The 24,022-nt window shown below is 55.4% G+C and carries 25 protein-coding genes; 9 read left to right on the forward strand and 16 right to left on the reverse strand.

Going from position 1 to position 24,022, the window contains the following annotated elements:
- Nucleotides 1-20: 20 nt before the first annotated feature.
- Nucleotides 21-620: a TetR/AcrR family transcriptional regulator gene (locus C5687_RS11775; protein ID WP_025758336.1), complete on the reverse strand. Its 600-nt coding sequence runs from the start codon at nt 618-620 to the stop codon at nt 21-23.
- A gap of 41 nt (nt 621-661) precedes the next feature.
- Nucleotides 662-2,287: a phosphoethanolamine transferase EptA gene (gene eptA / locus C5687_RS11780; RefSeq protein ID WP_095440795.1), complete on the reverse strand. Its 1,626-nt coding sequence runs from the start codon at nt 2,285-2,287 to the stop codon at nt 662-664.
- Nucleotides 2,288-2,436: 149 nt separating this feature from the next.
- On the opposite strand from eptA, the gene C5687_RS11785 reads away from it, so the two are divergent.
- From C5687_RS11785 to sodC, 3 genes are all read left to right on the forward strand, one after another.
- Nucleotides 2,437-2,676, forward strand: a complete 240-nt coding sequence (locus tag C5687_RS11785; protein ID WP_014883562.1) for a DUF1289 domain-containing protein — start codon at nt 2,437-2,439, stop codon at nt 2,674-2,676.
- A gap of 48 nt (nt 2,677-2,724) precedes the next feature.
- Complete coding sequence (locus C5687_RS11790; RefSeq protein WP_045284923.1) at nt 2,725-3,621, forward strand: aldo/keto reductase; 897 nt, start codon at nt 2,725-2,727, stop codon at nt 3,619-3,621.
- Between the two features lie 80 nt (nt 3,622-3,701).
- A complete protein-coding gene (gene sodC, locus C5687_RS11795; protein WP_094917650.1) occupies nt 3,702-4,220 on the forward strand; it encodes a superoxide dismutase [Cu-Zn] SodC in 519 nt (172 codons plus the stop codon).
- Here the strand turns inward: sodC and C5687_RS11800 are convergent.
- Genes C5687_RS11800 through C5687_RS11810 form a run of 3 tightly spaced genes read right to left on the reverse strand, consistent with a single transcriptional unit; the run spans nt 4,199 to nt 7,331 of the window.
- Complete coding sequence (locus tag C5687_RS11800) at nt 4,199-6,232, reverse strand: FUSC family protein (protein ID WP_104556984.1); 2,034 nt, start codon at nt 6,230-6,232, stop codon at nt 4,199-4,201. The genes sodC and C5687_RS11800 overlap by 22 nt on opposite strands.
- Nucleotides 6,232-7,092, reverse strand: a complete 861-nt coding sequence (locus C5687_RS11805) for an efflux RND transporter periplasmic adaptor subunit (RefSeq protein WP_104556985.1) — start codon at nt 7,090-7,092, stop codon at nt 6,232-6,234. The genes C5687_RS11800 and C5687_RS11805 overlap by 1 nt, the downstream gene beginning before the upstream one ends.
- 2 nt (nt 7,093-7,094) lie before the next feature.
- Nucleotides 7,095-7,331 (reverse strand): DUF1656 domain-containing protein, encoded by a 237-nt coding sequence (locus tag C5687_RS11810; protein WP_025758344.1) that lies wholly within the window; start codon nt 7,329-7,331, stop codon nt 7,095-7,097.
- 186 nt (nt 7,332-7,517) lie between these two features.
- Between C5687_RS11810 and slyA the strand changes: the two genes are divergently transcribed.
- Entirely contained in the window at nt 7,518-7,958 is a 441-nt protein-coding gene (slyA, locus tag C5687_RS11815) for a transcriptional regulator SlyA (RefSeq protein WP_021241135.1), read from the forward strand.
- 36 nt (nt 7,959-7,994) lie between these two features.
- Here the strand turns inward: slyA and C5687_RS11820 are convergent, their stop codons facing one another.
- Together C5687_RS11820 and slyB are read right to left on the reverse strand one after the other, a co-directional pair.
- On the reverse strand, nt 7,995-9,356 hold the full coding sequence (locus tag C5687_RS11820; protein ID WP_104556986.1) for a sensor domain-containing diguanylate cyclase: 1,362 nt from the start codon (nt 9,354-9,356) through the stop codon (nt 7,995-7,997).
- Nucleotides 9,357-9,554: 198 nt separating this feature from the next.
- Entirely contained in the window at nt 9,555-10,022 is a 468-nt protein-coding gene (gene slyB / locus C5687_RS11825; RefSeq protein ID WP_025758346.1) for an outer membrane lipoprotein SlyB, read from the reverse strand.
- 255 nt (nt 10,023-10,277) lie between these two features.
- On the opposite strand from slyB, the gene anmK reads away from it, so the two are divergent.
- The 5 genes from anmK (at nt 10,278) to pdxY (ending at nt 14,860) form a co-directional block, all read left to right on the forward strand.
- On the forward strand, nt 10,278-11,402 hold the full coding sequence (anmK, locus tag C5687_RS11830; protein ID WP_104556987.1) for an anhydro-N-acetylmuramic acid kinase: 1,125 nt from the start codon (nt 10,278-10,280) through the stop codon (nt 11,400-11,402).
- A gap of 93 nt (nt 11,403-11,495) precedes the next feature.
- Nucleotides 11,496-11,819 (forward strand): C-type lysozyme inhibitor, encoded by a 324-nt coding sequence (mliC, locus tag C5687_RS11835; RefSeq protein ID WP_104556988.1) that lies wholly within the window; start codon nt 11,496-11,498, stop codon nt 11,817-11,819.
- Nucleotides 11,820-11,876: 57 nt separating this feature from the next.
- Complete coding sequence (pdxH, locus tag C5687_RS11840; RefSeq protein WP_025758349.1) at nt 11,877-12,533, forward strand: pyridoxamine 5'-phosphate oxidase; 657 nt, start codon at nt 11,877-11,879, stop codon at nt 12,531-12,533.
- 125 nt (nt 12,534-12,658) lie between these two features.
- Nucleotides 12,659-13,933, forward strand: coding sequence for a tyrosine--tRNA ligase (gene tyrS, locus C5687_RS11845; protein WP_025758350.1), 1,275 nt, complete (start codon nt 12,659-12,661; stop codon nt 13,931-13,933).
- A gap of 66 nt (nt 13,934-13,999) precedes the next feature.
- Nucleotides 14,000-14,860, forward strand: coding sequence for a pyridoxal kinase PdxY (gene pdxY, locus C5687_RS11850; RefSeq protein ID WP_095449762.1), 861 nt, complete (start codon nt 14,000-14,002; stop codon nt 14,858-14,860).
- 103 nt (nt 14,861-14,963) lie between these two features.
- On the opposite strand, the gene gstA is transcribed toward pdxY, so the two are convergent.
- The 9 genes from gstA to rsxA form a co-directional block, all read right to left on the reverse strand.
- Nucleotides 14,964-15,569: a glutathione transferase GstA gene (gene gstA / locus C5687_RS11855; RefSeq protein WP_025758353.1), complete on the reverse strand. Its 606-nt coding sequence runs from the start codon at nt 15,567-15,569 to the stop codon at nt 14,964-14,966.
- 98 nt (nt 15,570-15,667) lie between these two features.
- Entirely contained in the window at nt 15,668-17,176 is a 1,509-nt protein-coding gene (dtpA, locus tag C5687_RS11860; RefSeq protein WP_104556989.1) for a dipeptide/tripeptide permease DtpA, read from the reverse strand.
- Nucleotides 17,177-17,767: 591 nt separating this feature from the next.
- Entirely contained in the window at nt 17,768-18,403 is a 636-nt protein-coding gene (nth, locus tag C5687_RS11865) for an endonuclease III (RefSeq protein ID WP_008500570.1), read from the reverse strand.
- Nucleotides 18,400-19,086 carry an electron transport complex subunit E gene (locus C5687_RS11870; protein WP_025758357.1) on the reverse strand — a complete coding sequence of 229 codons (687 nt, stop codon included), beginning with the start codon at nt 19,084-19,086 and terminating at the stop codon, nt 18,400-18,402. The genes nth and C5687_RS11870 overlap by 4 nt, the downstream gene beginning before the upstream one ends.
- A 2-nt stretch (nt 19,087-19,088) precedes the next feature.
- Complete coding sequence (gene rsxG, locus C5687_RS11875; RefSeq protein WP_104556990.1) at nt 19,089-19,709, reverse strand: electron transport complex subunit RsxG; 621 nt, start codon at nt 19,707-19,709, stop codon at nt 19,089-19,091.
- 10 nt (nt 19,710-19,719) lie between these two features.
- A complete protein-coding gene (gene rsxD / locus C5687_RS11880) occupies nt 19,720-20,772 on the reverse strand; it encodes an electron transport complex subunit RsxD (RefSeq protein ID WP_045284918.1) in 1,053 nt (350 codons plus the stop codon).
- Complete coding sequence (gene rsxC / locus C5687_RS11885) at nt 20,773-22,794, reverse strand: electron transport complex subunit RsxC (RefSeq protein WP_104556991.1); 2,022 nt, start codon at nt 22,792-22,794, stop codon at nt 20,773-20,775.
- Nucleotides 22,787-23,365, reverse strand: a complete 579-nt coding sequence (rsxB, locus tag C5687_RS11890; protein ID WP_025758363.1) for an electron transport complex subunit RsxB — start codon at nt 23,363-23,365, stop codon at nt 22,787-22,789. Before rsxB ends, rsxC begins: the two co-directional genes overlap by 8 nt.
- The gene (rsxA, locus tag C5687_RS11895) at nt 23,365-23,946 is read right to left on the reverse strand and encodes an electron transport complex subunit RsxA (RefSeq protein WP_008500564.1); all 582 of its coding nucleotides are present in this window, start codon (nt 23,944-23,946) and stop codon (nt 23,365-23,367) included. Before rsxA ends, rsxB begins: the two co-directional genes overlap by 1 nt.
- Nucleotides 23,947-24,022 lie beyond the last annotated feature (76 nt).

Genomic DNA, 24,022 nt, shown 5'->3' on the forward strand with positions numbered 1-24,022 from the left:
AGGTAAATAAAAAGCGCCCGTTATACGCCAGGCGCAGTAATGCTGCTTTTCACATGTGCCAGGGCGCTTTCCAGCGGCACGGCACTGCGCGAAATTTTTGCCTGCAGGTTAGCCCCTAACCAGAGCGCGTATAACACCTGCGCCTGGGTGAGAGGCTCGCCGGAAAAGGCCAGCGTTTTCTCATTGCGGCCTTTTTCCAGCGCCTGGGCCAGCAGGGCGATCACGCCGCTGGCCCCTTTATCCATCGCCGCGCGCATATCTTCAGAAAGATCGCACACTTCGGCAGACAGTTTTACCGTCAGACATCCGCTGATAATGCCCTGCTGACAGAACTGGTTCAGCGTTTCCTGATAGTAGTTCAGAACACGATCGCGATAGTTACCTTCGCCCGAGGCAAAGTGGGTCGCCAGGCGCTGGTGGTAGCCCGCATAATGACGCTCAAGCATCGCCACGCCAAAGGCCTCTTTGGACCGAAAGTAGTGATAAAACGACCCTTTCGGAACCTCAGCGGTTTTTAACAGCTCGCTCAACCCCATCCCGGTAAACCCGCGATGCATACAAAGTCGCTCGCCGGTGGCCAGTAAATGTTCGCGGGTATCGTGTTCAGTATGTCTGCTCATGAGCGCACTCTAATAGACCGTTCGGTCTAATGCAAGCGGGTTTACTGCCGACATGCGTTCAAAATATCCAGCTGCTGTTGATAAACCGTTGATTTCACGTCCATCATACCCAGTACGGTTGAGAACAAATTGTCCTGGGAAACCGCATTTTTTGCTGCATGGTCACGTAAACACTGTTCGTTAATGCCAAAGTTCTTCGCATAGTCCGGGGAAAGCCAGAACATAAACGGAATGTGCGTTTGCTGCTCCGGTGCCAGCATATACGGTGTACCGTGCAGATAAATACCGCTTTCACCCAGGGATTCCCCGTGATCCGAGAGGTAGATCAGCGCAGTGTTCATGCTCCCCTGGCGCGCTTTCAGCGCATCGATGGTTTTGCTGACCACGCTGTCGGTATACAGGATGGTGTTGTCATAGGTGTTCATCAGCGCCTGATGATCGCAATCCTGAATTTCATTGGTGTCGCAGGTGGGGGTGAACTTACGGAAATTATCCGGGTAGCGGCGGTAGTACGCCGGGCCGTGGCTGCCCATCAGGTGGATAACCAGCACCGTGTCCTGCTTCAGGCCGTCCAGCACGTTGTCCAGACGGTAGAAATTGACATCGTCGAGGCAGGATTTGTCTTTACAGAACTGATCCAGCTTCCATTGCGTCATGTCGGTATGGGGCACGCGATCGCAGGCACCTTTACAGCCGCCGTCGTTGTCGCGCCACAGCAGGTTAATACCCGCATGTTTAAGCACGTCGAGCAGCCCTTCCTGATGATGCGCGAGGTCGGCATCGTATTTGCTGCGCGTCATGCCCGAGAACATGCAGGGGACGGAAACGGCGGTTTCAGTGCCGCAGGAGGTGGCCTGCGGGAAGTTAATGATATCCTGCTTTTTCAGCTCCGGATTGGTTTCTCGTCCGTAACCGTTCAGGGAGTAGTTCGCCGCGCGAGAAGCTTCACCGACGACCAGCACCAGAACCGTTTTCTTCTGTTGGCCTGCAATCAGTGGGCCCTTATGAGCATCTTCGCCAATCCGCACCAGCGTTTGATCGCCTGCAAACCAGCGCATTTTGCTGTACTTCACCATGGCGCTGACATAGTTCGCCGGGGTCACCATTTTGACGATGCTTTTGTTATTGCGAAACAGCGATGCGTAATCTTTATAAAACACCGCGGCAACCAGAATAATTACCAGCAGGGCGCCGAGCAGTGCGGCAACGCGTGTCAGCAGGGCATACCACCATTTCCCGGTATGAATGCGGGTCAACGCCAGCACCACGGAAGGAACGAGGCCGGCAATGACAATCCACAAAATCATTTGCGGCGTGACCAGCGCGGTGGCTTCCTGAGAGTTGGTTTCGAACACGTTCACAATCATGTTCTGATCGATCACCGCGCCGTAGGTGTACATGAAATAGGTCGCTGCCGCACAACCCATCGTTAACACGATCAGCAGCGGCTTACGGATAAACGGAATATTGAGCAGGCTAAAGACAATCACCCAGCCGCAAAACAGCACCAGCGGTACGGACGCGGCAAAGAGAACGTCATGCAGATGAGCAGGGGCGATAATCGCCCAGCTGCGCTGGATAAACAGCCCATTAATCAGCGTAAAGAAGAGTGCACAGCCCAGAGTAAATTTTATGTCGTTACATTGTAACTTTTTCATTAACCACATCGAACGGGAAACCTGTCATTGTCATGATGGGGCGAGTATAGAGAGTGAAGATTAGTGAAACCTTAATGCCACAAATCTGTGGTAAAGCGCTTGCACGTGGCGTGTTTAACGTCTTCACTGTAGGTGAGAGCGGTATTACGGAGGTGAGAGTGGCAGAGCAACTGGAGTTTTTCCCTATCCAGAGCCCGTGCCGGGGGATTTGTCAGGTAGATGAACGCGGATATTGCCGCGGGTGCATGCGCACCCGTGATGAACGTTTTAACTGGCAAAACTTCAGCGACACGCAAAAGCAGGAGGTGCTGCGACTTTGTCGACAGCGTCTTCTGCGCAAAATACGCGCAAACAAAGCCGCTGAGACCGAAGAACCCCAGCAACCTTCACTTTTTTAACACGGTAATTGCGTATACTCATGACATTACATCCTTGAGGAAAATGTTATGGTTCAGCGAATTACCCTTGCCCCCCAGGGGCCAGAATTCTCCCGTTTTGTGATGGGCTACTGGCGCCTGATGGACTGGAATATGTCCCCCCTCCAGCTGGCGAGCTTTATTGAAGAGCATATCGATCTGGGCGTCACCACGGTCGATCATGCGGATATTTACGGTGGCTACCAGTGTGAAGCCGCGTTTGGCGAGGCGCTTAAGCTGGTACCCGCACTCCGGGATCGCATGGAGATCGTCACGAAGTGTGGGATTGCCACCACGGCGAAACCGGAACACGCCCTTGGGCATTACATCACCGACAGCGCGCACATTATCAAGAGCGCTGAGCAGTCGCTGGTCAACCTGGCAACCGATCGCATCGACCTGCTGCTCATTCACCGCCCGGACCCGCTTATGGATGCCGATGAGGTGGCAGAAGCCTTCCTGAACCTGCATCAGAGCGGCAAAGTGCGTCACTTCGGCGTCTCAAACTTTACCCCGGCGCAGTTTGCACTGCTTCAGTCTCGCCTGCCGTTTACCCTGGCCACCAACCAGGTTGAGATCTCCCCGGTACACCAGCCGCTGCTGCTGGACGGGACGCTCGATCAGCTCCAGCAGCTGCGCATTCGCCCGATGGCCTGGTCGTGCCTGGGGGGCGGGCGCCTGTTCAATGATGATGAATTCCAGCCGCTGCGCAACGAGCTGGAAACTGTCGCCCGCGAACTGAACGCCGGGAGCATTGAACAGGTGGTTTACGCGTGGATCTTGCGTCTACCGTCAAAACCACTGCCAATCATTGGTTCCGGCAAAATCGAGCGCGTGCGTGCTGCGCTGGGGGCGGAAGCGCTGCAGATGACCCGTCAGCAGTGGTTCCGCATACGCAAGGCCGCGCTGGGTTACGACGTGCCTTAAACCGTCAGAAGCTGACTTTCCGGTGAAATCTTTGCCTCTGGTATACACTTAAGAGGCAAAAAATAACCAGCGGAGGTCATATGAAGCGTTTTGCTCTGGCACTGGTCACGCTGGTTGTTTGCGCAGGGGCGCAGGCAGCCAGCGACGAAGTGGAAATGAATCTCGTCACCTCTCAGGGTGTGGGTCAGTCCATCGGAACGGTGAAAATCACTGAAACCGATAAAGGACTGGAGTTCGCCCCGAACCTTAAAGCACTCCCTCCCGGCGAACATGGTTTCCATGTTCATGCCAAAGGCAGCTGTCAGCCCGCGTTAAAAGAGGGGAAACCGTCGGCGGCGGAAGCGGCAGGCGGCCACCTTGACCCGCAGCACTCCGGTAAGCATGAAGGCCCGGAAGGTATGGGACATCTGGGCGATTTGCCTGTGCTGGTGGTGAATAACGACGGTAAAGCCACAGAGCCCGTTGTCGCCCCGCGTCTGAAAAAGCTGGATGAGGTGAAAGGCAAAGCGCTGATGATCCACGTCGGCGGCGACAACATGTCCGATCAGCCTAAACCGCTCGGTGGCGGCGGGGCACGCTATGCCTGCGGGGTGATCTGATCCCCAATCGTGCCCGGTGGCGGTGCCTGTTCCAGTTGTGACAGCGAGCAGTGCAGCCGCCAGATTATCGAGGCCAAATCACGGGCTGCGGGGAGATGATGTCGCGCCAGGGTATCGCAGATCCGCTGCAGTTCATTCAGCGTGGCTTCCAGCGGCCGCTGCTGGACCCCGCGTTCACTCATGACATCGCGCAGCAGTGAGATGCACACATCACGAACCTGCGACAGAGGATCGGAACGCGTTTCCCATGCCCGAAGCTGCCAGACCACGTGTGAACAGTTCAGTAGCACCACGCCCCAGCGCAACAGCCAGCGCCGGGAAAGCGCATCCTGGCTGTTATTCAGCTGGCTGACGTGGTGATAAACCAGCGATTCATACTCACTTTCACGCAGATGCGGTTTACGGCTGAGCTGGTCAACAAAGCCCCGGCGTAGCTCCCGGATGTGCCGGCGGCTCTTGCACGCATCGGAGCCGGGACGCAGCACGGCGAATGCCAGCCAGGCCAGCCCCACGCCCAGGATCTTCGCCAGATTGTCATTAAGAAAGTCGGCGTAATCATAAACCGGCGGATTCGTGACCGAGATAAACGATCCCATAAAGACAATCAGCTGTCCCCAGAGACCGGCCAGTTTTGGCATTTGCAGCTTCATAAGCTGCATGGTCGTTAACAATGGGAACAGGAACAGCAGGAACTGCCACAGATCGCTTACCTGCACCATCAGGCCAAATTTCACCACAAAACTGAACAAGGACAGCAGCACCAGCGTGCGCAGCAGAAGCGTCAGGGAGTTGAACGGCGAGGCCGCGACGGAGTAGAGCACACAGCTGATGGCGGCAAGCGTCAGGGCCGCCGTACCGGATTCCCACTGCGTGGTGATGCTCCACGCGCCGACCAGCATCAGCGCACAGAAGGTGCGAAAACCGCTCCACAGCGCTTCCAGATAGTCGGTATGCCTTGCGAGGGCCGGGCTGCCGGGGACGTTGAATTCTGTCAGTGGAGTCGCATTCTCGACCGCCTTAATCCAGCGACTGCTGCGCAGGTAAAGCCGACAAAAGTAATTCAGACGCTGCCAGAAGGCGCGATGGCGGTAGTCGTACTCATCAACCGGAGCGAGCGGGGCGATGATCCGTGCGACCGTGTAGATGTCTGCATCCTGTCGCGCAAGGACCGCGAGTAGTGTTTCAATCACGGCCCGGGTGTTATCTGGTGGCGATGGCCAGTTGAGCAGCATCCGGCGCAGGCTGGAGATCGCGCTGGTCATCCGTAACTGCTGATGCAGTAAATAATTTAGCAGCGTGTTCTGACGGCGAAAGCGGTAGTGGCTCCAGAACGCCTGAATACGCAGCAGGTTCATCGTCAGGATCTGCCCAATAACCTTTTCATGGGCGAGACGAATATCATCGCTGGTTTCCGGCTGCCACAGCAGGCTCGCATGCTCCAGCAATCGGGTGTGCATGGTTTTCAGCGCGGTGATGAGCGCGGTGCCGTCGGAGGTGCTGGGCAGGATCATCATCATGAAGCCGCCACTGAGGATCCCGACAATCACTTCGCAGACGCGTGCCTGAGCAATATCCCACAGCTCAGTGGTGTCGAGCACGTTTACCACCGGAAAGGCAATGATGGCAGCGGTATAGCCTGCCAGCTGAAACGCGTAGGCGACGTTATTGGTAAAATGGGCGCAGGCCCAGGTGCAACATCCCAGCCACGCCGCCATGCTCAGTAAGAACAGCCAGGGATCGTTCAGCGTATGGCCTGCGATAATTAACGCCGCAGTGGCGCCCAGCAGGCTGCCTGCGATACGGCCAAGGCTTTTGCTGATCACCCCGCCGACGGTGGGGAAACTGACCACCGCCGCAGAGGTCATTGCCCAGTAAGGTTCATCCAGATTCAGATAGTAGGCGACGGACAGCGCAAGACACATGGCAATGCCGTTACGCAGCGCGTAGCGCCACTGGGGACGTGTCGCTTTCATCCACGGCGTGTTTTGCCAGGCGAAAACCGGCAGCTTCATTAACGGTTTCCGATAGAGACAGTGCAGGTCGTGCCGGATACCAGCGTGATGTCCTGCGGTAAACGGTCAAACTCCACGCGAACCGGTACGCGCTGGGCCAGGCGCACCCACGGCACGTTTGGCTTAATGTCTGGTACCAGCCCTGAATCCGTTTCCACGCTTTGATCGTAAATGGCCCGGCCAATGCTGGATACGTGACCCTGTAACTTCTGCGAGCTGCTATAAAGCGTTATCGTGGCAGGCGAACCCGCGCGGATATGACGCAGTTTGGTCTCTTCAAAATAGCCCACAACGTAGAAGGAGTGGCTGTCGACGAGGGCGAAAACGGGTTGTCCGGTGGTGGCATAATTGCCCACACGGGCGGAAAGATTGGTCACCCATCCATCAACGGGTGCGGTTATAACCGTTTGGGTCAACGCCCACTGGGCCTGTTTAAGCGTGGCTTCGGCAACCCTGACGTTCGCCTGCATGGCCTTCACGTTGATATTCGCAGTGTCTAAGTCTTCCGCGGAGATGTAATTTTGCGATAAATGCCGGCGCCGGTTGGCCTCGTTATTGGCTTTTGCCAGATCAGACTGGGCTTTTGCCAGCTGCGCTTCGGCATTCAGAATGGCAATGTGGTAAGGGGTATCGTCGATCCGGAATAACACCTCTCCCTTTTTCACGTACTGGTTATCCTTAACCCGCAGCGTCGTGATGCTACCCGACACCTGAGGCGTGATGCTGACCTGCTCAGCGCGAATTTTGCCGTCACGCGTCCAGGGCGACTGCATGTAAAAATTCCATAACCACCAGCCCGCCACCAGCGCGAGGGCAAGAACAAACAGCGTGGAAAAGTATTTCAGCGTTTTCAGAGGCATAGTCACCACACCAGCAAGACAGCAAGGCCCAGACATACGGAGAGGGCAAACAGGGAAAGATCCATCAACATGGGATGCCAGATTTCGCCTGAGTACATCCAGTCGCGAAGCAGACGATGTGCGATGAGCCAGAGCATAAAGCCCACCAGAACGGCTTTAAACAGGGGAGGAAAGTAGACTGACGCACCGAAAATCAGGTCCTGAAGGGGTAAACCCTCCGAGCGATGAAAAAACGTCACGGGCAGAGATCCTTTGCAGTGAACAGAATGCCGCGTTGGCTTGTCTGAGTAAGAGGAAGCATCACAATTCAGTGTAAGTCATACTTTTAAGTTCGATGAATGCAGTATTGCATTTGTTTTGGCAATACAAATGCTGCACACTATTCTAAAATCAGTATAATAACTTAGCAAGCTAATTATAAGGAGATGAAATTGGAATCGCCATTAGGTTCTGATCTGGCAAGGTTGGTACGCGTCTGGCGTGCTCTGATTGACCATCGCCTGAAACCTCTGGAATTAACACAGACGCATTGGGTCACGCTGCACAATATTCATCAGCTGCCGCCCGATCAGTCACAAATTCAACTGGCAAAAGCGATCGGCATTGAGCAACCGTCGCTGGTGCGCACACTTGATCAGCTGGAAGAGAAGGGACTGATCTCCCGACAAACCTGCGCCAGCGATCGTCGCGCTAAGCGGATTAAACTCACAGAGAAAGCGGCGCCCATCATCACTGAGATGGAAGCCGTGATCACCAAGACCCGCGGTGAAATCCTCTCAGGCGTTTCACCGGCGGAGCTGGAAATGCTCATCAGCCTCATTGCACGCCTTGAGCAAAACATCCATGAACTGCAGTCACGCGACTGACATCCAACAAGGCCTTGCACGCGCAAGGCCTTTTTCTTACTTAAAAACCACCACCCGATTACGACCCGTCTCTTTCGCTTCATACATCGCTTTGTCGGCGCTTTCCACGCAGGTTTCTGCGGTTATCGCCGGTGACGTTGCCGTAAATACCCCCATACTGATGGTAATCGGTTCCGGTAGCTGACCGCCGCTGCTGGTTTTATCAAAGCTGCTGAGCTTTAACCGGATGCGTTCAGCCACCTGGTATGCCGCCTCTGATGAGGTATTGGTCAGCATCAGAACAAACTCTTCCCCGCCGATACGGGCGGCAATGTCCTGTGGGCGCACAGAGTCCATCAGCAGGTTGGCGACGAACTGCAGAACTTTGTCGCCCTGAAGATGCCCGTAGGTGTCGTTGATACGCTTGAAGCGATCGAGATCGCTGACGATAACGGAAACAGGACGGCTGACTTTGGCGATTTCCAGTGCCTGATTTAACGATTCATAAAAATAACTGCGATTATAAAGACGGGTAAGCGGGTCGCGAATCGAGTTCTGATACGACTGTTGATACTTTACGTGCGAGTCACGATACAGCCTGAATACATCGTAAAGCAGAACAAAAATAATCAGCAGCGTGGCGACAGTTTCAAATAACCGGGCGCGATACCAGGAGATATCTTCGGCATGCCCACCCGCTAACAGCATTGCAAGCGTGACGATATAGCAGACGCAAAGAAAATTACCTCCCACCCAGAATAAATTACGCACGCGGGTAACAAACATCAGTGCGGCTAATGTTACGACCCAAACAACAATTAATAAAATATTAATGCAGTGGCTCCAGAGCACCATAAACTGACGGGTTTCATTATCAACCAGGTCAATAGATAACAATGGTGAATGACTGGAATAGATCCATGCCAGCAGCACCATAACGGCGGTAAAGAGAAAGGCACTACTGACAATAGCGATATGCGCCATCCGCGAAAGGGGGTGATTGCGCGTGGTATAGAGTATTGCCGCGACGATAATCAATACCGCCATTAAGAGATGACGGAACATGTAATAAATCATCGCATCGTTGTAGTTCACGACGTTGAACTGATAAAGATCCAGCCAGGCGGGAAAGCTGGTCAGCGTTCCGATCATCAACGATGCCGATCCGGCGAAAGCGAAAGCAAACGCGATCAGATATAAGCGTCGCCTGTCACACCAGTATTTCATCGCCATAAAACAGGCAATAAAAAGATGAAACACCAGCAAGAAAATGGTGAGGGTCGGGAACAACAGCGGTGAAAAGGAAGGCACCCATTCAACGAGTTTTGAAAATAGCGTTTGTAATATACCGGTGACAATAATGCAACCGAAACAGAACGAGATATAACGACCTTTTACTGAAAGACGATTCGCAACCATATAAGTTTTAACAAAATTATCATGAGTAAGGGAGAGGTAATTGCGAAGAGTCTAACTCATTAATGCGATAAATACTTTGCGCAGAAACAATTTACGTCAGATTAATTGATAGGGGGAATTAATGTAATTTGTAAATATATTCACGCAAATGATATATATTGTAAATGGATGTGGCCCAGGGGCCACATCCATTTTTATTTAACGTGGGGAAACGGTCACCTGGCTACCGTTGCTGGCCAGTACAACACGCTGGCCTGCTGAGAAGCGGGTGTTGCCTTGTTTCTGCACAACCATGATCGTGCTGCCATCGTCTTTACGAATTTCCAGCTCTACGCCCTGAGATTTATTCATCGCACCCTGAACGCCCTGGCCTGCCACGCCACCTGCAACGGCGCCTGCGGCTGTCGCCAGAGAGCGGCCAGTACCGCCGCCGACGGTATTCCCCAGGAAACCACCCAGTACGGCACCGCCGATTGCGCCCATCACGTTGTTTTCATCACCACCCTGGATCTGTACAGGACGTGCGTTAACAACGGTACCGTAAGTCACGTTCTGAACCTGTTTCGCTTCAGAAGCGCTGTAAACGTCGCCAGAAAGTGAACTGTCGTTCACACAGCCAGCCAGAGTTAAACCAATCAGCGAAACGCCCAGTACACGTAAAATCATTTGAATCTCCTGTTCACCAAAAACGCCCCATTCCGGGCATCCGTTATGGCTAAATTATATGGCATAAGGGGCCATCGTTCATATCTTTGCACTAACAATAGGAAAATTGTACTTGAATTTGACTTAACGAGACATAAACAGGATCCGCGCGTGTTAGCCGTCTGACATTGTTAAAAAATATTATCCCCGGATGGCAAAGCAACGCCGTTTATGGTTGAGTGGGTAACCTTAGCCCACGCAACGTAAGGAAAGCGCATGAAATCGGGTCGCTACATTGGTGTGATGTCTGGTACCAGTCTGGATGGGGTAGATGTCGTTCTGGCCGCCATTGATGAAAACATGGTGGCGCAGCAGGCGAGCCTGACCTGGCCAATCCCCCTTTCACTGAAAGAGGATATCCTGAGTATCTGTCAGGGCCAGCAACTGACCCTCTCCCAGCTTGGACAACTCGACGTCCGTCTGGGAGCGCTGTTTGCGGATGCGGTGCTGGCTTTGATGCAAAAAGAACATCTTCGTCCGCAGGATGTGGTAGCCATTGGGTGTCATGGACAAACGGTCTGGCACGAGCCGGGCGGAGACGCGCCGCACACCTTGCAAATCGGCGATAACAACCAGATTGTGGCGAAAACGGGTGTAACGGTGGTGGGGGATTTTCGCCGTCGTGATATTGCGCTTGGCGGCCAGGGGGCTCCGCTGGTGCCCGCGTTCCACCAGGCGTTACTGGCCCATCCGTCCGAACGGCGTATGGTGCTCAACCTTGGCGGGATTGCCAATCTCTCGATGCTGATCCCGGGGCAGCCTGTTCGCGGTTACGACACGGGTCCGGGCAACATGTTAATGGATGCCTGGATCTGGCGGCAGTGCGGGCAACCGTATGATAAAAACGCAGAGTGGGCGAGCGAGGGTAAAGTGATTATCCCGCTGCTGCAGTCCATGTTGAGTGATCCCTATTTTGCTTTACCGGCGCCGAAAAGCACCGGGCGAGAATACTTCAACTTTGGCTGGCTTGAGCGCCAGCTGGCCTTCTTCCCGGCGCTCGCACCACAGGATGTTCAGGCGACGCTCGCCGAGCTTACGGCCGTGTCGGTCTCCGAACAGGTGTTGCTCAGCGGCGGATGCGAACGCCTGCTGGTGTGCGGCGGTGGAAGCCGCAACCCACTGGTGATGGCGCGTCTGGCCGGGCTGCTGCCGGGTACCGAAGTGACAACAACCGATGCGGCGGGCATCAGTGGCGATGATATGGAAGCCCTGGCCTTCGCCTGGCTTGCCTGGCGCACCGTTGCCGGACTGCCGGGTAATTTACCGTCGGTGACCGGGGCGCGCGAAGCCAGCGTGCTGGGGGCGATTTTCCCGGCGAATCCGCGTCATAATCAGAGTTAACTGAAATTCAGCGCCGCGTCCCGTCGTTACAATGGAATGAAACAGGAGGGCAGGCATGCCCTCCAGGACCAGGAAAGTCTTCGGAATACGCCCATGAAAAAACTTCTTCTTATTGCCGCGCCTTTATTGCTGTCAGGATGCAGCGTCTATAACCAGCTCCTGGAGCGCATGCAGACCGATACGCTGGAGTATCGTTGCGACGAAAAACCGCTGACCGTGAAGTTCAATAATCCCCGCCAGGAAGCCAGCTTTGTTTACGACAATAAATTGCTGACGCTGAAGCAGGGTATCTCGGCCTCCGGCGCGCGTTATACCGACGGTATCTATGTCTTCTGGTCGAAAGGTGACAGCGCCACGGTCTACAAACGCGACCGAATTGTGCTGAACAACTGCCAGCTCGAAAATCCGAAGCGTTGAGATTTTTACAGGGGCGGCGCACAATAGCGCCACCCAATCTCAATGTTAGCTAACGCCATGTCAGATAACGACGAACTGCAGCAAATTGCGCATCTGCGCCGTGAATACACCAAAGGCGGCCTGCGTCGCCAGGATCTTCCCGCTGAACCCCTTGTGCTTTTTGAACGCTGGCTGAAACAGGCCTGCGAAGCGAAACTTGCCGACCCAACGGCCATGGTTGTCGCGACGGTTGATGAAAACGGGCAACCGTATCAGCGCATCGTATTGCTCAAGCATTATGACGAGAAAGGGCTGGTGTTCTATACCAACCTGGGTAGCCGTAAAGCGCACCACTTAGAAAACAATCCGCGTATTAGTCTCCTGTTCCCCTGGCATATGCTGGAACGTCAGGTGATGGTGACCGGCAAAGCGGAACGCCTCTCCACGCTGGAGGTGGTGAAGTACTTCCACAGCCGTCCGCGTGACAGCCAGATTGGCGCCTGGGTATCAAAACAGTCCAGCCGCATCTCTGCCCGTGGGGTGCTGGAAAGCAAGTTCCTGGAGCTGAAACAGAAGTTCCAGCAGGGTGAAATCCCATTGCCCAGCTTCTGGGGCGGTTTCCGTATCCCCATTGAGCAGATTGAGTTCTGGCAAGGGGGCGAACATCGCCTTCACGACCGCTTTTTGTACCAGCGCGAAGAGGGCGGCTGGAAAATCGACAGACTGGCACCCTAATCCCCGAAATTTGTTGATTTAAGCGCTAGCGCACACCGCGCTTGCGCTTTATTCTATGTTCCTTTCGCATCAGGCGAAAAGTCGTGTACCGGCAAAGGTGCAGTCGTTTATACATGGAGAATTTGATGGCAAGCAGTAACTTGATTAAACAATTGCAAGAGCGGGGCCTCGTGGCCCAGGTGACGGACGAGGAAGCGTTAGCAGAGCGACTGGCGCAAGGCCCGATCGCGCTCTATTGCGGCTTTGATCCCACCGCTGACAGCTTGCATTTGGGGCATCTTGTTCCATTGTTATGCCTGAAACGCTTCCAGATGGCAGGCCATAAGCCTGTTGCCCTGGTGGGCGGCGCGACCGGTCTGATTGGCGACCCAAGCTTTAAAGCCGCTGAGCGTAAACTGAATACCGAAGATACCGTGCAGGAGTGGGTGGATAAGATCCGCAAACAGGTTGCACCGTTCCTCGACTTCGACTGTGGTGATAACGCCGCGATTGCCGCGAACAACTACGACTGGTTTGGCAGCATGAACGTGCTGACCTTCCTGCGTGACATCGGCAAACATTTCTCTGTTAACCAGATGATTAACAAAGAAGCCGTGAAGCAGCGTCTGAACCGTGACGACCAGGGTATCTCCTTTACCGAGTTTTCGTACAACCTGCTGCAGGGCTATGACTTTGCCTGCCTGAACAAACTGCACGGCGTTTCCCTGCAGATTGGTGGTTCTGACCAGTGGGGTAACATCACCTCCGGTATCGATCTGACCCGTCGCCTGCATCAGAACCAGGTATTCGGTCTGACCGTTCCACTGATCACCAAAGCCGACGGTACCAAATTCGGTAAAACGGAAGGCGGCGCGGTATGGCTTGATCCGAAGAAAACCAGCCCGTACAAATTCTACCAGTTCTGGATCAATACTGCGGATGCCGATGTTTACCGCTTCCTCAAGTTCTTCACCTTCATGGACATTGCTGAGATCAATGCGCTGGAAGAAGAAGACAAGAACAGCGGTAAAGCGCCACGTGCCCAGTACGTGCTGGCGGATGAAGTGACCAAACTGGTGCACGGTGAAGAGGGTCTGGCCGCGGCAAAACGCATTACCGCCAGCCTGTTCAACGGTACCCTGAGCGATCTGAGCGAAGCGGACTTCGAACAGCTGGCCCAGGACGGCGTGCCAATGGTTGAGATGGAGAAAGGGGCTGACCTGATGCAGGCGCTGGTGGACTCTGAGCTGCAGCCTTCACGCGGTCAGGCACGTAAAACCATCGCCTCTAACGCGATCACCATCAACGGTGAGAAACAGGCCGACCCGGAATATACGTTCGTCGACGGTGACCGCCTGTATGGCCGCTACACGCTGCTGCGTCGCGGTAAGAAAAACTACTGTCTTGTCTGCTGGAAATAAGTAACAGTCTCCAGGGGCGTGGGAAACCACGCCCCTTTTGTTTTTTCAGGGTTTGGTAAGCATAAAATGAAGAACATCCTCGCCATTCAGTCCCACGTTGTTTTTGGACATGCTGGCAACAGCGCAGCGGAATTCCCGATGCGCCGCCTCGGCGTCAACGTCTGGCCCCTCAATACCGTTCAGTTCTCTAACCACACGCAGTACGGCAAATGGACCGGCTGCGTGATGCCGCCTTCGCACCTCACCGACGTTGTGCAGGGCATTGCCGATATCGACCAGCTCAAGCGCTGTGACGCCGTACTGAGCGGTTATCTTGGTTCAGCGGAGCAGGGGGAACATATCCTCGGCATCGTGCGTCAGGTGAAAGCGGCAAACCCGGCGGCTAAATACTTCTGCGACCCGGTCATGGGGCATCCGGAGAAGGGCTGTATTGTGGCGCCAGGGGTGGCAGAGTTTCACGTCCGCCATGCGCTGCCTGCCAGCGATATCATTGCGCCAAACCTGGTTGAACTGGAGATCCTCTGCGAGCATCCGGTGAATAGCGTAGAAGAGGCAGTCAGCGCGTCCCGCGAGCTGATAGCCCAGGGGCCTGAAGTTGTGCTGGTAAAACACCTGGCGCGTGCAGGGCTAAGCCAGGACCGTTTTGAGATGCTGCTGGTCACGAAAGATGACGCCTGGCACATCAGCCGTCCGCTGGTGGATTTTGGTCAGCGCCAGCCGGTAGGGGTTGGAGATGTCACCAGCGGTCTGTTGTTGGTGAAATTGCTGCAGGGAGCCGCGCTGCAGGATGCGCTGGAACATGTTACAGCGGCAGTGTACGAAATTATGATGGCGACGAAAGCGATGCAGGAGTATGAACTGCAGGTAGTTGCGGCGCAGGATCGTATTGCGAAGCCGGAGCACTATTTCAGCGCGACGCGGCTCTGAACGATGCCGGGAGGCGCTGCGCTTGCACGGGTCTGAGAGGTATTGTGCAATTTATTGGTAGGCCGGGTAAGCGCAGCGCCACCCGGCAAAACAGACCGCTCGGTTAACTCAAACCTTCCGCTTTCAGCGCCGCAGCCACCGCAGGACGCTCCGCCACGCGTTTCATATACGATGCGATATGGTCTAACCCTTCAAGATTCAGCTTAACCGCGCGCGCCCAGCGCAGTACGGTAAAGAGATATGCATCGGCAATGGTGAAACGCGACCCGCCAATCCACTGTTCGTCTTTCAGCGATTCGTTGACGTACTGCAGCTTTTTCTCCAGCAGGGCGCGCAGGGTCGGTTTAAACTCTTCTGGCGTATCCGGGCGGAACAGCGGCGTAAAGCCTTTGTGCAGCTCGGTGGCAATGTAGTTCAGCCATTCCAGCGTCTTGTAGCGCGAAATGGTGCTGACCGGGGCCAGCAGCTGGCGATCGGGCACGCTGTCGGCCAGGAATTGCATAATCGCTACGCCTTCGGTCAGCAGAGTACCGTCATCCAGCAAGAGTGCCGGAACTTGTCCCTTCGGGTTAATGGCCAGAAAATCATCGCCGTTTTCCAGACGTTTTTTCATCAGATCCACACCATCCAGCGTGAAATCTTTGCCGCTCTCGCGCAGCGTGATATGCGAAGCAAGAGAGCACGCGCCCGGTTTGTAGAACAGTTTCATCGGTAACTCCTTTTTGCTGAGGTTTCAGCTATGTTAGTGCGCGAACAGATAAAAAAAAAGCCGCTAATAGATTAGCGGCTCATCGTTTCTCAATCACATTACGCGGTAGCGGTTTTGGTCACTTCAGCGGTCTTATTGTCGTCCTGAGTCATACGATTCAGTTTCGGTGCGGTCAGCAGCATCAGCGCGGCAATAACGGCAGTCGCGATACCAATCTGCATGAACACGGTACCGTAGACGTTCAGAGAGACCAGTGGGTCCGTGACGTTATCCGGTACCGCCATCAGGTTCGCAATCTTACCTGCGATGATTGCCGCACCCGCGGTAGTCAGGAACCAGCTACCCATGATGAAGCCCATCAGGCGCTGTGGCACCAGTTGAGCAACCATTGCCAGACCCAGACCGGAGATCATCAGTTCGCCGATAGACTGCAGCGCGTAGCTCAGGATCAACCAGTTAACGGATACGATACCGGCGTCGGTGGCAAATTTGGTACCCAGCGGCAGCACCAGGAACGCGCCGGAGCACAGCACCATACCGATAGCGAACTTGTGCGGCATTGGCAGACGGTCACCCATCTTGTTATAGATAGCGGCCAGGATCGGGCTACCAATCATGATCCAGAACGGGTTCAGTGCCTGATACTGCTCTGGCTCAAACGCGATACCCAGAATAGAGTGCTCAACGTTACGAATCGCGAAGAAGTTCAGAGAAGTTGGCATCTGGCTGTACAGAACGAAGAAGATAATCGCTTCCAGCATCAGGATGAATGCCACGATCATCTTACGACGGGCAGCGCCCTGCATGGCGAACGCTTCTTTCGCAAAGATCACCACGATACCCAGTGCAACCACGCCCAGAACCGCACGTGCGATGCCCTGGTTGTGCAGCAGCCAGGTGGCGATCGCCGCCAGGGCAACAACGCCCACAATGGTCGCCAGCAATTTGCCCATATGCACAGGCTCGAAGTCCGGTTTTGAACCGTAGTTTTTAACCCAGCTGCGGCAGAACAGGAAGTTCACCACGGTGATCAGCATACCGACGAAGCTCAGCGCAAACGCCACGCTCCAGCCGAATTTTGCTGCAAGCCATGGGGTGGCCAGCATTGAGAAGAACGAACCGATGTTGATGGACATGTAGTACATGGTAAATGCACCGTCCAGACGCGGATCGTCTTTGCTGTAGCAGGTAGAGAGCAGGGAGGACGGGTTCGCTTTGAACAGACCGTTACCGACGGCAATCGTCGCCATACCCATATACACCACAGCGGCATCGTGCCCGGACCATGCAACCAGTGCATAGCCAATCGCCAGGACGATGGCGCCCAGCATGATGACACGTTTAGTACCGAGAACTTTATCACCCAGCCAGCCGCCGATAGCGACCAGGCCGTACACCAGAGCACTGAAAGAAGAGAACAGCGTGATGGAATCGGCTTCGGACATACCCAGCTGTTTTACCAGGTAAACCGCCATGATCCCTTGCAGGCCGTAATAACCAAAACGCTCCCATAACTCGATAGAGAAGATGAGATAGAACGCTTTAGGTTGTTTAAAAGCGTTAAGACTCACGCTTTCATCTGTTGGTTTATTGTTTGCAGTCGACACATATACCTCTTTTTTTACATCCCATATTAACGGGGGGTGTGCATAGCGTGATGGCCGTAGTCCATCCGCCTTATAGTTATATTGGGAGGAGAAACGGCGGGTAATGTTCACTATCCTGACCCGTCTGGCAATACGTTTGTAATAATCTGTTACATATATCTGGGGTGGTATAATCTTCGGTTCATACAAATGTTATTTAGCGTTAAATTTCATACAGTGAGGAAAGGTAGTTTTTTCGACTGGCAATTACCGGCTCTGGCGGGCTTTTGGCGATATCTTCTGCTATTTGCCGCTTGATGCAGTGATATAGCCCATATTCTGAAAAATAGCTGGTCTTATGTTCGGTTTAAGGCAAGAGATATCTTATGCCACAAAGGGTTTAGGCGGGTTTTAACAACAAAAAATCAACATGAAGTTATCAGGGTGATCGTGATCACAGATGTATAGAAATTTTTGGCTATGAAAAAAGTATTAACCTGTTTGAGCGTTAAAGAACCGAATAAGTGACAGGTGAGGCAAAACAAAAGGCGGACAAAAAACGGCCAAAAGAAGAGCGCTTGATAGCCCTTCTTTTGCTAAGGGATTGAGTGCTCAGGGATAGACTTTTTCTTTGTATTCGCAGAGATCTTCAATAATGCAGGAGCCGCAGCGAGGCTTACGGGCAATACATGTGTAACGGCCGTGCAGGATCAGCCAGTGATGACAATCAACCTTAAATTCGGCAGGTACCACTTTTAACAGCTTCTCTTCGACCTGTTCGACGTTTTTACCCGGGGCAAAGTTGGTCCGGTTCGACACGCGGAAAATATGCGTATCCACGGCGATAGTAGGCCAGCCAAACGCGGTGTTCAGCACCACGTTCGCCGTTTTGCGACCGACGCCCGGTAACGCCTCCAGCGCGGCGCGGTCCTCCGGTACTTCACCACCGTGCTGTTCGAGCAGGATCCGGCAGGTCTTAATCACATTCTCGGCTTTGCTGTTAAACAGGCCGATGGTTTTGATATAGGACTTCACGCCTTCCACACCCAGCTCAAGCATGGCCTTCGGCGTATTGGCGACCGGATAGAGCAGGGCGGTGGCTTTATTGACGCTCACGTCGGTAGCCTGTGCAGAAAGCAGCACGGCGATCAGCAGCTCAAACGGGGAGGTAAAGTTCAGCTCCGTCGTCGGGTGCGGGTTCTCGTCCCGCAGACGGGTAAGGATCGCAATGCGCTTTTCTTTATTCATGAGGCCTTCTCGGGTGTCCCTTCCAGAACGCTACGCTCAGCCGCGCGGCGCTTACGTTTCTCATCAATCAGGTATTTTACCGCCAGCATCATGCCGAGGCCAATAAACGCGCCAGGGGGCAGCATCGCCAGCAGGAATGGCGTATCGGTGTGGAACACTTCAATGCGCAGCGCTTTGGCCCAGCCGCCCAGCAGCGCGTCCGCGCCGTCAAACAGCGTACCGTTGCCAAGGATTTCGCGCAGCGAACCCAGCACGAACATGGCGCAGGTGGCGCCCATACCAATGGAAAAACCATCCAGCGCCGACATGGCCGGGCTGTTTTTCACCGCGAAGGCTTCCGCACGCCCGACCACGATACAGTTGGTGACGATCAGGGGAATAAAGATCCCAAGCGACTGGTACAGACCGAACGCGTAAGCGTTAATCAGCATCTGGACGATACTGACTACTGACGCAATGATCATAACGTAGATCGGAATACGGATTTCCGACGGCGTCCAGCGGCGCAGGGCAGAGATGGAGAGGTTGGTCAGGGTCAGCACCAGCGTGGTCGCCAGACCCAGACCGAGCGCGTTGGTGGCGGTGGATGTCACCGCCAGCAGCGGACACATCCCCAGAAGCTGTACCAGCGCGGAGTTGTTCTTCCACAACCCCTGGACAATAACCTCTTTAACCTGGCTCATGATTACTCCTCACAGGCCGGAAGATTGTTGATTTGCGCGGGCAGCGTTTCAGCATACAGCCCGGCTCGTTTTACAGCGTTCACCACGGCACGCGGCGTGATGGTCGCGCCGGTGAACTGGTCGAACTCACCGCCATCTTTCTTCACCGCAAACGCGGTATCCTCTTCGCCATGGATCACTTTACCGGCAAAGTGCAAAATCCAGTCGCTCAGACGAGTTTCAATCTTATCGCCAAGACCCGGCGTTTCATGATGTTCCGTGACGCGGGTGCCCAGTATCGTACCGGAGAAATCGCTGCCCACAAGCAGCTGAATGGCACCGGAATAGCCGTCAGGCGCTGTCGCTTCCATCACCGCGCCTACCGGTTTATCCCCTTTGCGGGCAATAAAGAGGCGATGTGGGCCTTTCCCCAGCTGCGGCGCGTCTACCACAAAGCAGCTTTTTTGCAGGTCATTTTCATAGAAATCTGACGGGATCACCTGATCGAACAACGCTTTTTGCTGCTTCGACGCCTGCTCTTCGATCGTGGTTTTGGTCAGAGCGTTGACCAGCGCCGTCAGCCCTGTCAGGACCGCGGCGAAGACAGCCAGCGTGACGCCGTGTTTTTGCATCGTTTTTAACATGGCGAAACCCTTAGCGATGGCCGTACACGCGTGGACGCGTGTAATAGTCAATGAGCGGAACGGTAATATTGGCGAGCAGGACAGCAAACGCCACGCCATCCGGGTAACCACCGAAGCTGCGAATGAGCCAGACCAGCAACCCCGCCAGCGCGCCGAAGATCAGACGCCCGCGGTTAGTCGTGGAGGCCGTAACCGGATCCGTCAGGATAAAGAAGGCACCGAGCATGGTCGCACCGGAGAGCAAGTGCATTTGTGGGCTGGCCAGTGATTCAGGGGAGAAGACCCACCCCAGCGTGGCGCAGACCGCCAGCGTCACGAGGAAGCTGACCGGAATATGCCAGCGAATGGCTTTCTGCTGCAGCAGGAACAGCCCGCCAAGCAAATACGCCAGGTTGACCCACTGCCAGCCGGCCCCCGCCAGCATGCCGCGATAGATGGCGGATTGCATAATCTGCTCAACGCTGTGGCCGGCATGCAGGGACGTTTTAAAGGTATCAAGCGGCGTTGCCTGGCTAATCCCGTCCACGCCCATTCGCAGCGCGTTCATATCCGCTCCGAGCGCCGTATGGCCGGTAAAGATAACGTGCAGGGCATCCATGAAGCCCGGAACCGTGGCAGCAATGTCGTGCGGCGGCAGCCAGCTGGTCATCTGCACCGGGAAGGAGATCAGCAGCACCACGTAGCCAATCATCGCCGGGTTAAACGGGTTATGGCCCAGTCCGCCATAGAGCTGTTTCGCAATGATCACGGCAAACACGGTACCGAGGACCACCATCCACCACGGGGCAAACGGCGGGATACTGATGGCCAGCAGCAGGCCGGTCAGCAACGCGGAGTTGTCAGCGAGAATACGGGAGACCGCTGCCTTACGCAGCTTAAGCACCAGGGCTTCTGCCGCTAAGGCGCTGGCACAGCCGAGGAGTATCTGGAAGAGGGTTCCCCAGCCGAAAAACCAGCACTGAACGGCAATGCCCGGCAGGGCCGCCAGGCAAACCAGCATCATAATGCGCGATGTCTGACGCTGGTTATGGGTGTAGGGGGAACTTGCGATTCTGAAAACCATTTAATCCTCGTTAACTGCTTGCTGTGCGGCTTTCTTTGCCTGAACGCGCGCAATGGCGGCGGCGACGGCGGCTTTGCGCGGGTCATCGTTAGCGGCCTGCGGTGGCGTTTCCTGTTGCGCCGCCTTACGGGCTTTGGCGCGGGCAATGGCCGCTTCGACGGCGGCTTTACGCGGGTCGACCGGGGTTTCCGCTTCTGTCGCAGGCGTCTGCTGCGCCGCTTTACGGGCTTTAGCACGCGCAATGGCCGCTTCGACGGCCGCTTTACGCGGATCGACCGGGTCCTGTTCTACCACCACCGGTTGCTCTCCGGCTTTGCGGGCCCTGGCGCGGGCGATTGCCGCTTCGACGTCCGCTTTACGCGGATCGACTTCAGCATCCGCCGGGGTCGTTTGTGCTTTTTCTGCCTGACGGGCGCGAGCGGCGGCCTTGCGTGCTTCACGTGCGGCGATCGCTTCGCTGTTATCCGGCTTTTCACCCGCCGGGATCACCACAGGCTGCGCCGCATTGGCTTTTTTCTGGCGAACGCGGGCCAGTGCGGCGTTAATCGCATCCTGATCTTTCTCGCCAGGCTGAACGGCAGCCTGTTTGTGACGCTCCTGACGGGCGAGTTTTTCGCGTTCCAGTCGCGCCTGGCGCGCTTCAAAGCGTGCTTTGGCTTCTGCGGCCCGTTTCTCTTCCATGGAGATGGCATAAATTTCAGCCTTCTCCTGACGGAAATACTGCACCAGCGGAATGTTGCTGGGGCAGACCCAGGCGCAGGCACCGCATTCGATGCAGTCGGCCAGGTTATGGGCTTTCGCCTTGTCATGCTGCTGCCCTTTGCTGTACCAGTACAGCTGCTGTGGGAGCAGATCGGCAGGGCAGGCATCGGCACAGGCGCTGCAGCGGATACAGCCTTTCTCTTCCTGCTCCGCACCCATCTCGCTCGTTGAAGGCGCGAGCAGGCAGTTGGTAATTTTCACTACCGGAACGTCCAGCCACGGCAGGGTAAAGCCCATCAGGGGGCCGCCCATGATCACCATCTGGTCGCTGCCCGGGCAAAATTCAGCCTGTTCCAGCAGGTGACGCACCGGCGTCCCCAGACGCGCCCAGACGTTGCCCGGGCGAGAGACCGACTCCCCGGTCAGCGTCACGACGCGCTCCGTCAGCGGCTCGCCGTCAATCACCGCACGCTTCACGGCGTAAGCGGTGCCGACGTTCTGCATCAGCACGCCGATATCTGAAGAGCGTCCGCCGTGCGGTACCTGCTTGCCGGTGAGAATTTGCGTCAGCTGTTTAGCACCGCCAGAGGGGTACTTGGTCGGGATCACGCGCAGGCTGATATCATGGCTACCCGCCAGCACGGCACGCAGCATGGAAATAGCCTGCGGTTTGTTGTCTTCGATACCAATCAGCACTTCCCGCGGTTGCAGAATATGCGCGAGGATGCGGATGCCTTCCACTACCTGCGCGGCGCAGTCCTGCATCAGACGGTCGTCGGCGGTGATATAGGGTTCGCACTCGGCGGCGTTGATAATCAGCGTCTGGATCTTATCGCCACCGCCGCGCAGTTTGACCCCGGTCGGGAAGCCTGCGCCACCCAGACCGGCAACGCCGAACTGATGAATGCGTTCAATAAGCGCTTCACGGCTGCGGGCGCGGTAGTCGTTCCAGCCGTCACGTTCAATCCAGCGGTCTTCGCCGTCGGCTTCAATAATGACGCTCAGCTCTGAGAGCGCTGACGGATGCGCCACCGTATGGGGCGCAATAGCCACCACCTTACCGGAGGTGGGGGCGTGCACCGGCAGCATACGTCCGCGCCCAAAGGTCAGGGGCTGACCGCGAAGGACGGTATCGCCCTCTTTTACACACAGCTCACCCTCAGCGCCTATGTGCTGCTTCAGCGGCATGACGAAACGGGTCGCCAGCGGAATTTGACGCAGCGGGGTACCGCTGGACTGGGTTTTCATCTCCGGTGGATGGATCCCACCGTCAAAGTCCCAAATCTTCTCTTTTCTGAAAGCAGAAAATAACTTAAGCATGTTGTTCCACAGGAATGATGCGAACCGGAATGGTTTGAAGATCCCATTTCCAGCTTTCGGTAGTCGGTTCAACCGGACGCAACTCGATACATTGCGTCGGGCAGGGGGCCACGCAGAGATTACAGCCGGTGCACAGATCCGCCACCACGGTGTGCATGGCGCGGGTTGCGCCAACAATGGCGTCCACCGGGCAGGCCTGAATACATTTGGTGCAGCCGATGCAGTTTGCTTCGTCAATCACGGCCAGAGCGCGTACCGGCTCCTGGACGTCCGCATCGCCATCCACAGGCTGCGGGTCAACGTTCAGCAGGGCCGCAATTTTCAGCATCACCGCTTCGCCACCGGGCGCACAGCGGTTAATTTTCTCACCCTGAACCCCTACCGCTTCGGCATAGGGGCGGCAGCCAGGGTAGCCACACTGCCCGCACTGGCTTTGTGGCAAAAGCTCATCAATTTTCTCAACAACAGGATCGTCCTCTACCGCGAAACGGCGGGAGGCGTAGCCCAGGATAAGGCCAAACACCAGCCCCAGAACGCTGATAGAGGCGATGGCAATCCAGATAGCATTCATTACAACTTCACCAGACCACTAAAGCCCATAAAGGCCAGAGACATTAAACCGGCGGTCACCAGCGCGATCGCGTTACCGCGGAAGGGCGCAGGGATATCCGCTGCGGCCAGGCGCTCGCGAATGGAGGCGAACAGCACCATGACCAGAGAGAAACCGACTGCCGCAGAGAAACCATACAGCGCCGACTGCATAAAATTGTGGCCAAGGTTGATGTTCAGCAGCGCCACGCCGAGTACCGCGCAGTTGGTGGTGATCAGCGGCAGGAAGATACCCAGCAGGCGATAGAGCGCCGGGCTGGTTTTGCGCACCACCATTTCGGTAAACTGCACCACCACTGCGATAACCAGGATAAAGGCCAGCGTGCGAAGATAGGTTAACCCCAGCGGGATGAGGATCCACGTATCAATCCACCACGCGCAGATGGACGCCAGCGTCATCACGAAGGTCGTCGCCAGCCCCATCCCCATTGCCGTTTCCAGCTTTTTGGAAACGCCCATAAACGGGCACAGGCCAAGGAACTTCACCAGAACGAAGTTGTTAACCAGCACGGTGCCGACAAAGAGCAGTAAGTAATCGGTCATTATTTAGCCTGAAATAAAAAAGCCGCCTATTATCGGATAAACCCACGCAGGCGACAACAGGTTATCTGTAAGGTTA

The sequence above is a fragment of the Enterobacter sichuanensis genome, from assembly GCF_002939185.1.
GTDB classification, from domain to species: Bacteria; Pseudomonadota; Gammaproteobacteria; order Enterobacterales; family Enterobacteriaceae; genus Enterobacter; species Enterobacter sichuanensis.

Bases quoted from the DNA above. Each gene is read 5' to 3' on its own strand.
- rsxG (WP_104556990.1), bottom strand. From the start codon at position 19,709: ATGTTAAAAACGATGCAAAAACACGGCGTCACGCTGGCTGTCTTCGCC.
- C5687_RS11870 (WP_025758357.1), bottom strand. From the start codon at position 19,086: ATGAGCCAGGTTAAAGAGGTTATTGTCCAGGGGTTGTGGAAGAACAAC.
- C5687_RS11805 (WP_104556985.1), bottom strand. From the start codon at position 7,092: ATGCCTCTGAAAACGCTGAAATACTTTTCCACGCTGTTTGTTCTTGCC.
- C5687_RS11775 (WP_025758336.1), bottom strand. From the start codon at position 620: ATGAGCAGACATACTGAACACGATACCCGCGAACATTTACTGGCCACC.
- mliC (WP_104556988.1), top strand. From the start codon at position 11,496: ATGAAAAAACTTCTTCTTATTGCCGCGCCTTTATTGCTGTCAGGATGC.
- eptA (WP_095440795.1), bottom strand. From the start codon at position 2,287: ATGTGGTTAATGAAAAAGTTACAATGTAACGACATAAAATTTACTCTG.
- gstA (WP_025758353.1), bottom strand. From the start codon at position 15,569: ATGAAACTGTTCTACAAACCGGGCGCGTGCTCTCTTGCTTCGCATATC.
- C5687_RS11820 (WP_104556986.1), bottom strand. From the start codon at position 9,356: ATGGTTGCGAATCGTCTTTCAGTAAAAGGTCGTTATATCTCGTTCTGT.
- slyA (WP_021241135.1), top strand. From the start codon at position 7,518: ATGAAATTGGAATCGCCATTAGGTTCTGATCTGGCAAGGTTGGTACGC.
- rsxD (WP_045284918.1), bottom strand. From the start codon at position 20,772: ATGGTTTTCAGAATCGCAAGTTCCCCCTACACCCATAACCAGCGTCAG.
- nth (WP_008500570.1), bottom strand. From the start codon at position 18,403: ATGAATAAAGAAAAGCGCATTGCGATCCTTACCCGTCTGCGGGACGAG.
- pdxH (WP_025758349.1), top strand. From the start codon at position 11,877: ATGTCAGATAACGACGAACTGCAGCAAATTGCGCATCTGCGCCGTGAA.
- rsxC (WP_104556991.1), bottom strand. From the start codon at position 22,794: ATGCTTAAGTTATTTTCTGCTTTCAGAAAAGAGAAGATTTGGGACTTT.
- tyrS (WP_025758350.1), top strand. From the start codon at position 12,659: ATGGCAAGCAGTAACTTGATTAAACAATTGCAAGAGCGGGGCCTCGTG.
- C5687_RS11790 (WP_045284923.1), top strand. From the start codon at position 2,725: ATGGTTCAGCGAATTACCCTTGCCCCCCAGGGGCCAGAATTCTCCCGT.
- sodC (WP_094917650.1), top strand. From the start codon at position 3,702: ATGAAGCGTTTTGCTCTGGCACTGGTCACGCTGGTTGTTTGCGCAGGG.
- anmK (WP_104556987.1), top strand. From the start codon at position 10,278: ATGAAATCGGGTCGCTACATTGGTGTGATGTCTGGTACCAGTCTGGAT.
- C5687_RS11800 (WP_104556984.1), bottom strand. From the start codon at position 6,232: ATGAAGCTGCCGGTTTTCGCCTGGCAAAACACGCCGTGGATGAAAGCG.
- rsxB (WP_025758363.1), bottom strand. From the start codon at position 23,365: ATGAATGCTATCTGGATTGCCATCGCCTCTATCAGCGTTCTGGGGCTG.
- pdxY (WP_095449762.1), top strand. From the start codon at position 14,000: ATGAAGAACATCCTCGCCATTCAGTCCCACGTTGTTTTTGGACATGCT.
- slyB (WP_025758346.1), bottom strand. From the start codon at position 10,022: ATGATTTTACGTGTACTGGGCGTTTCGCTGATTGGTTTAACTCTGGCT.
- rsxA (WP_008500564.1), bottom strand. From the start codon at position 23,946: ATGACCGATTACTTACTGCTCTTTGTCGGCACCGTGCTGGTTAACAAC.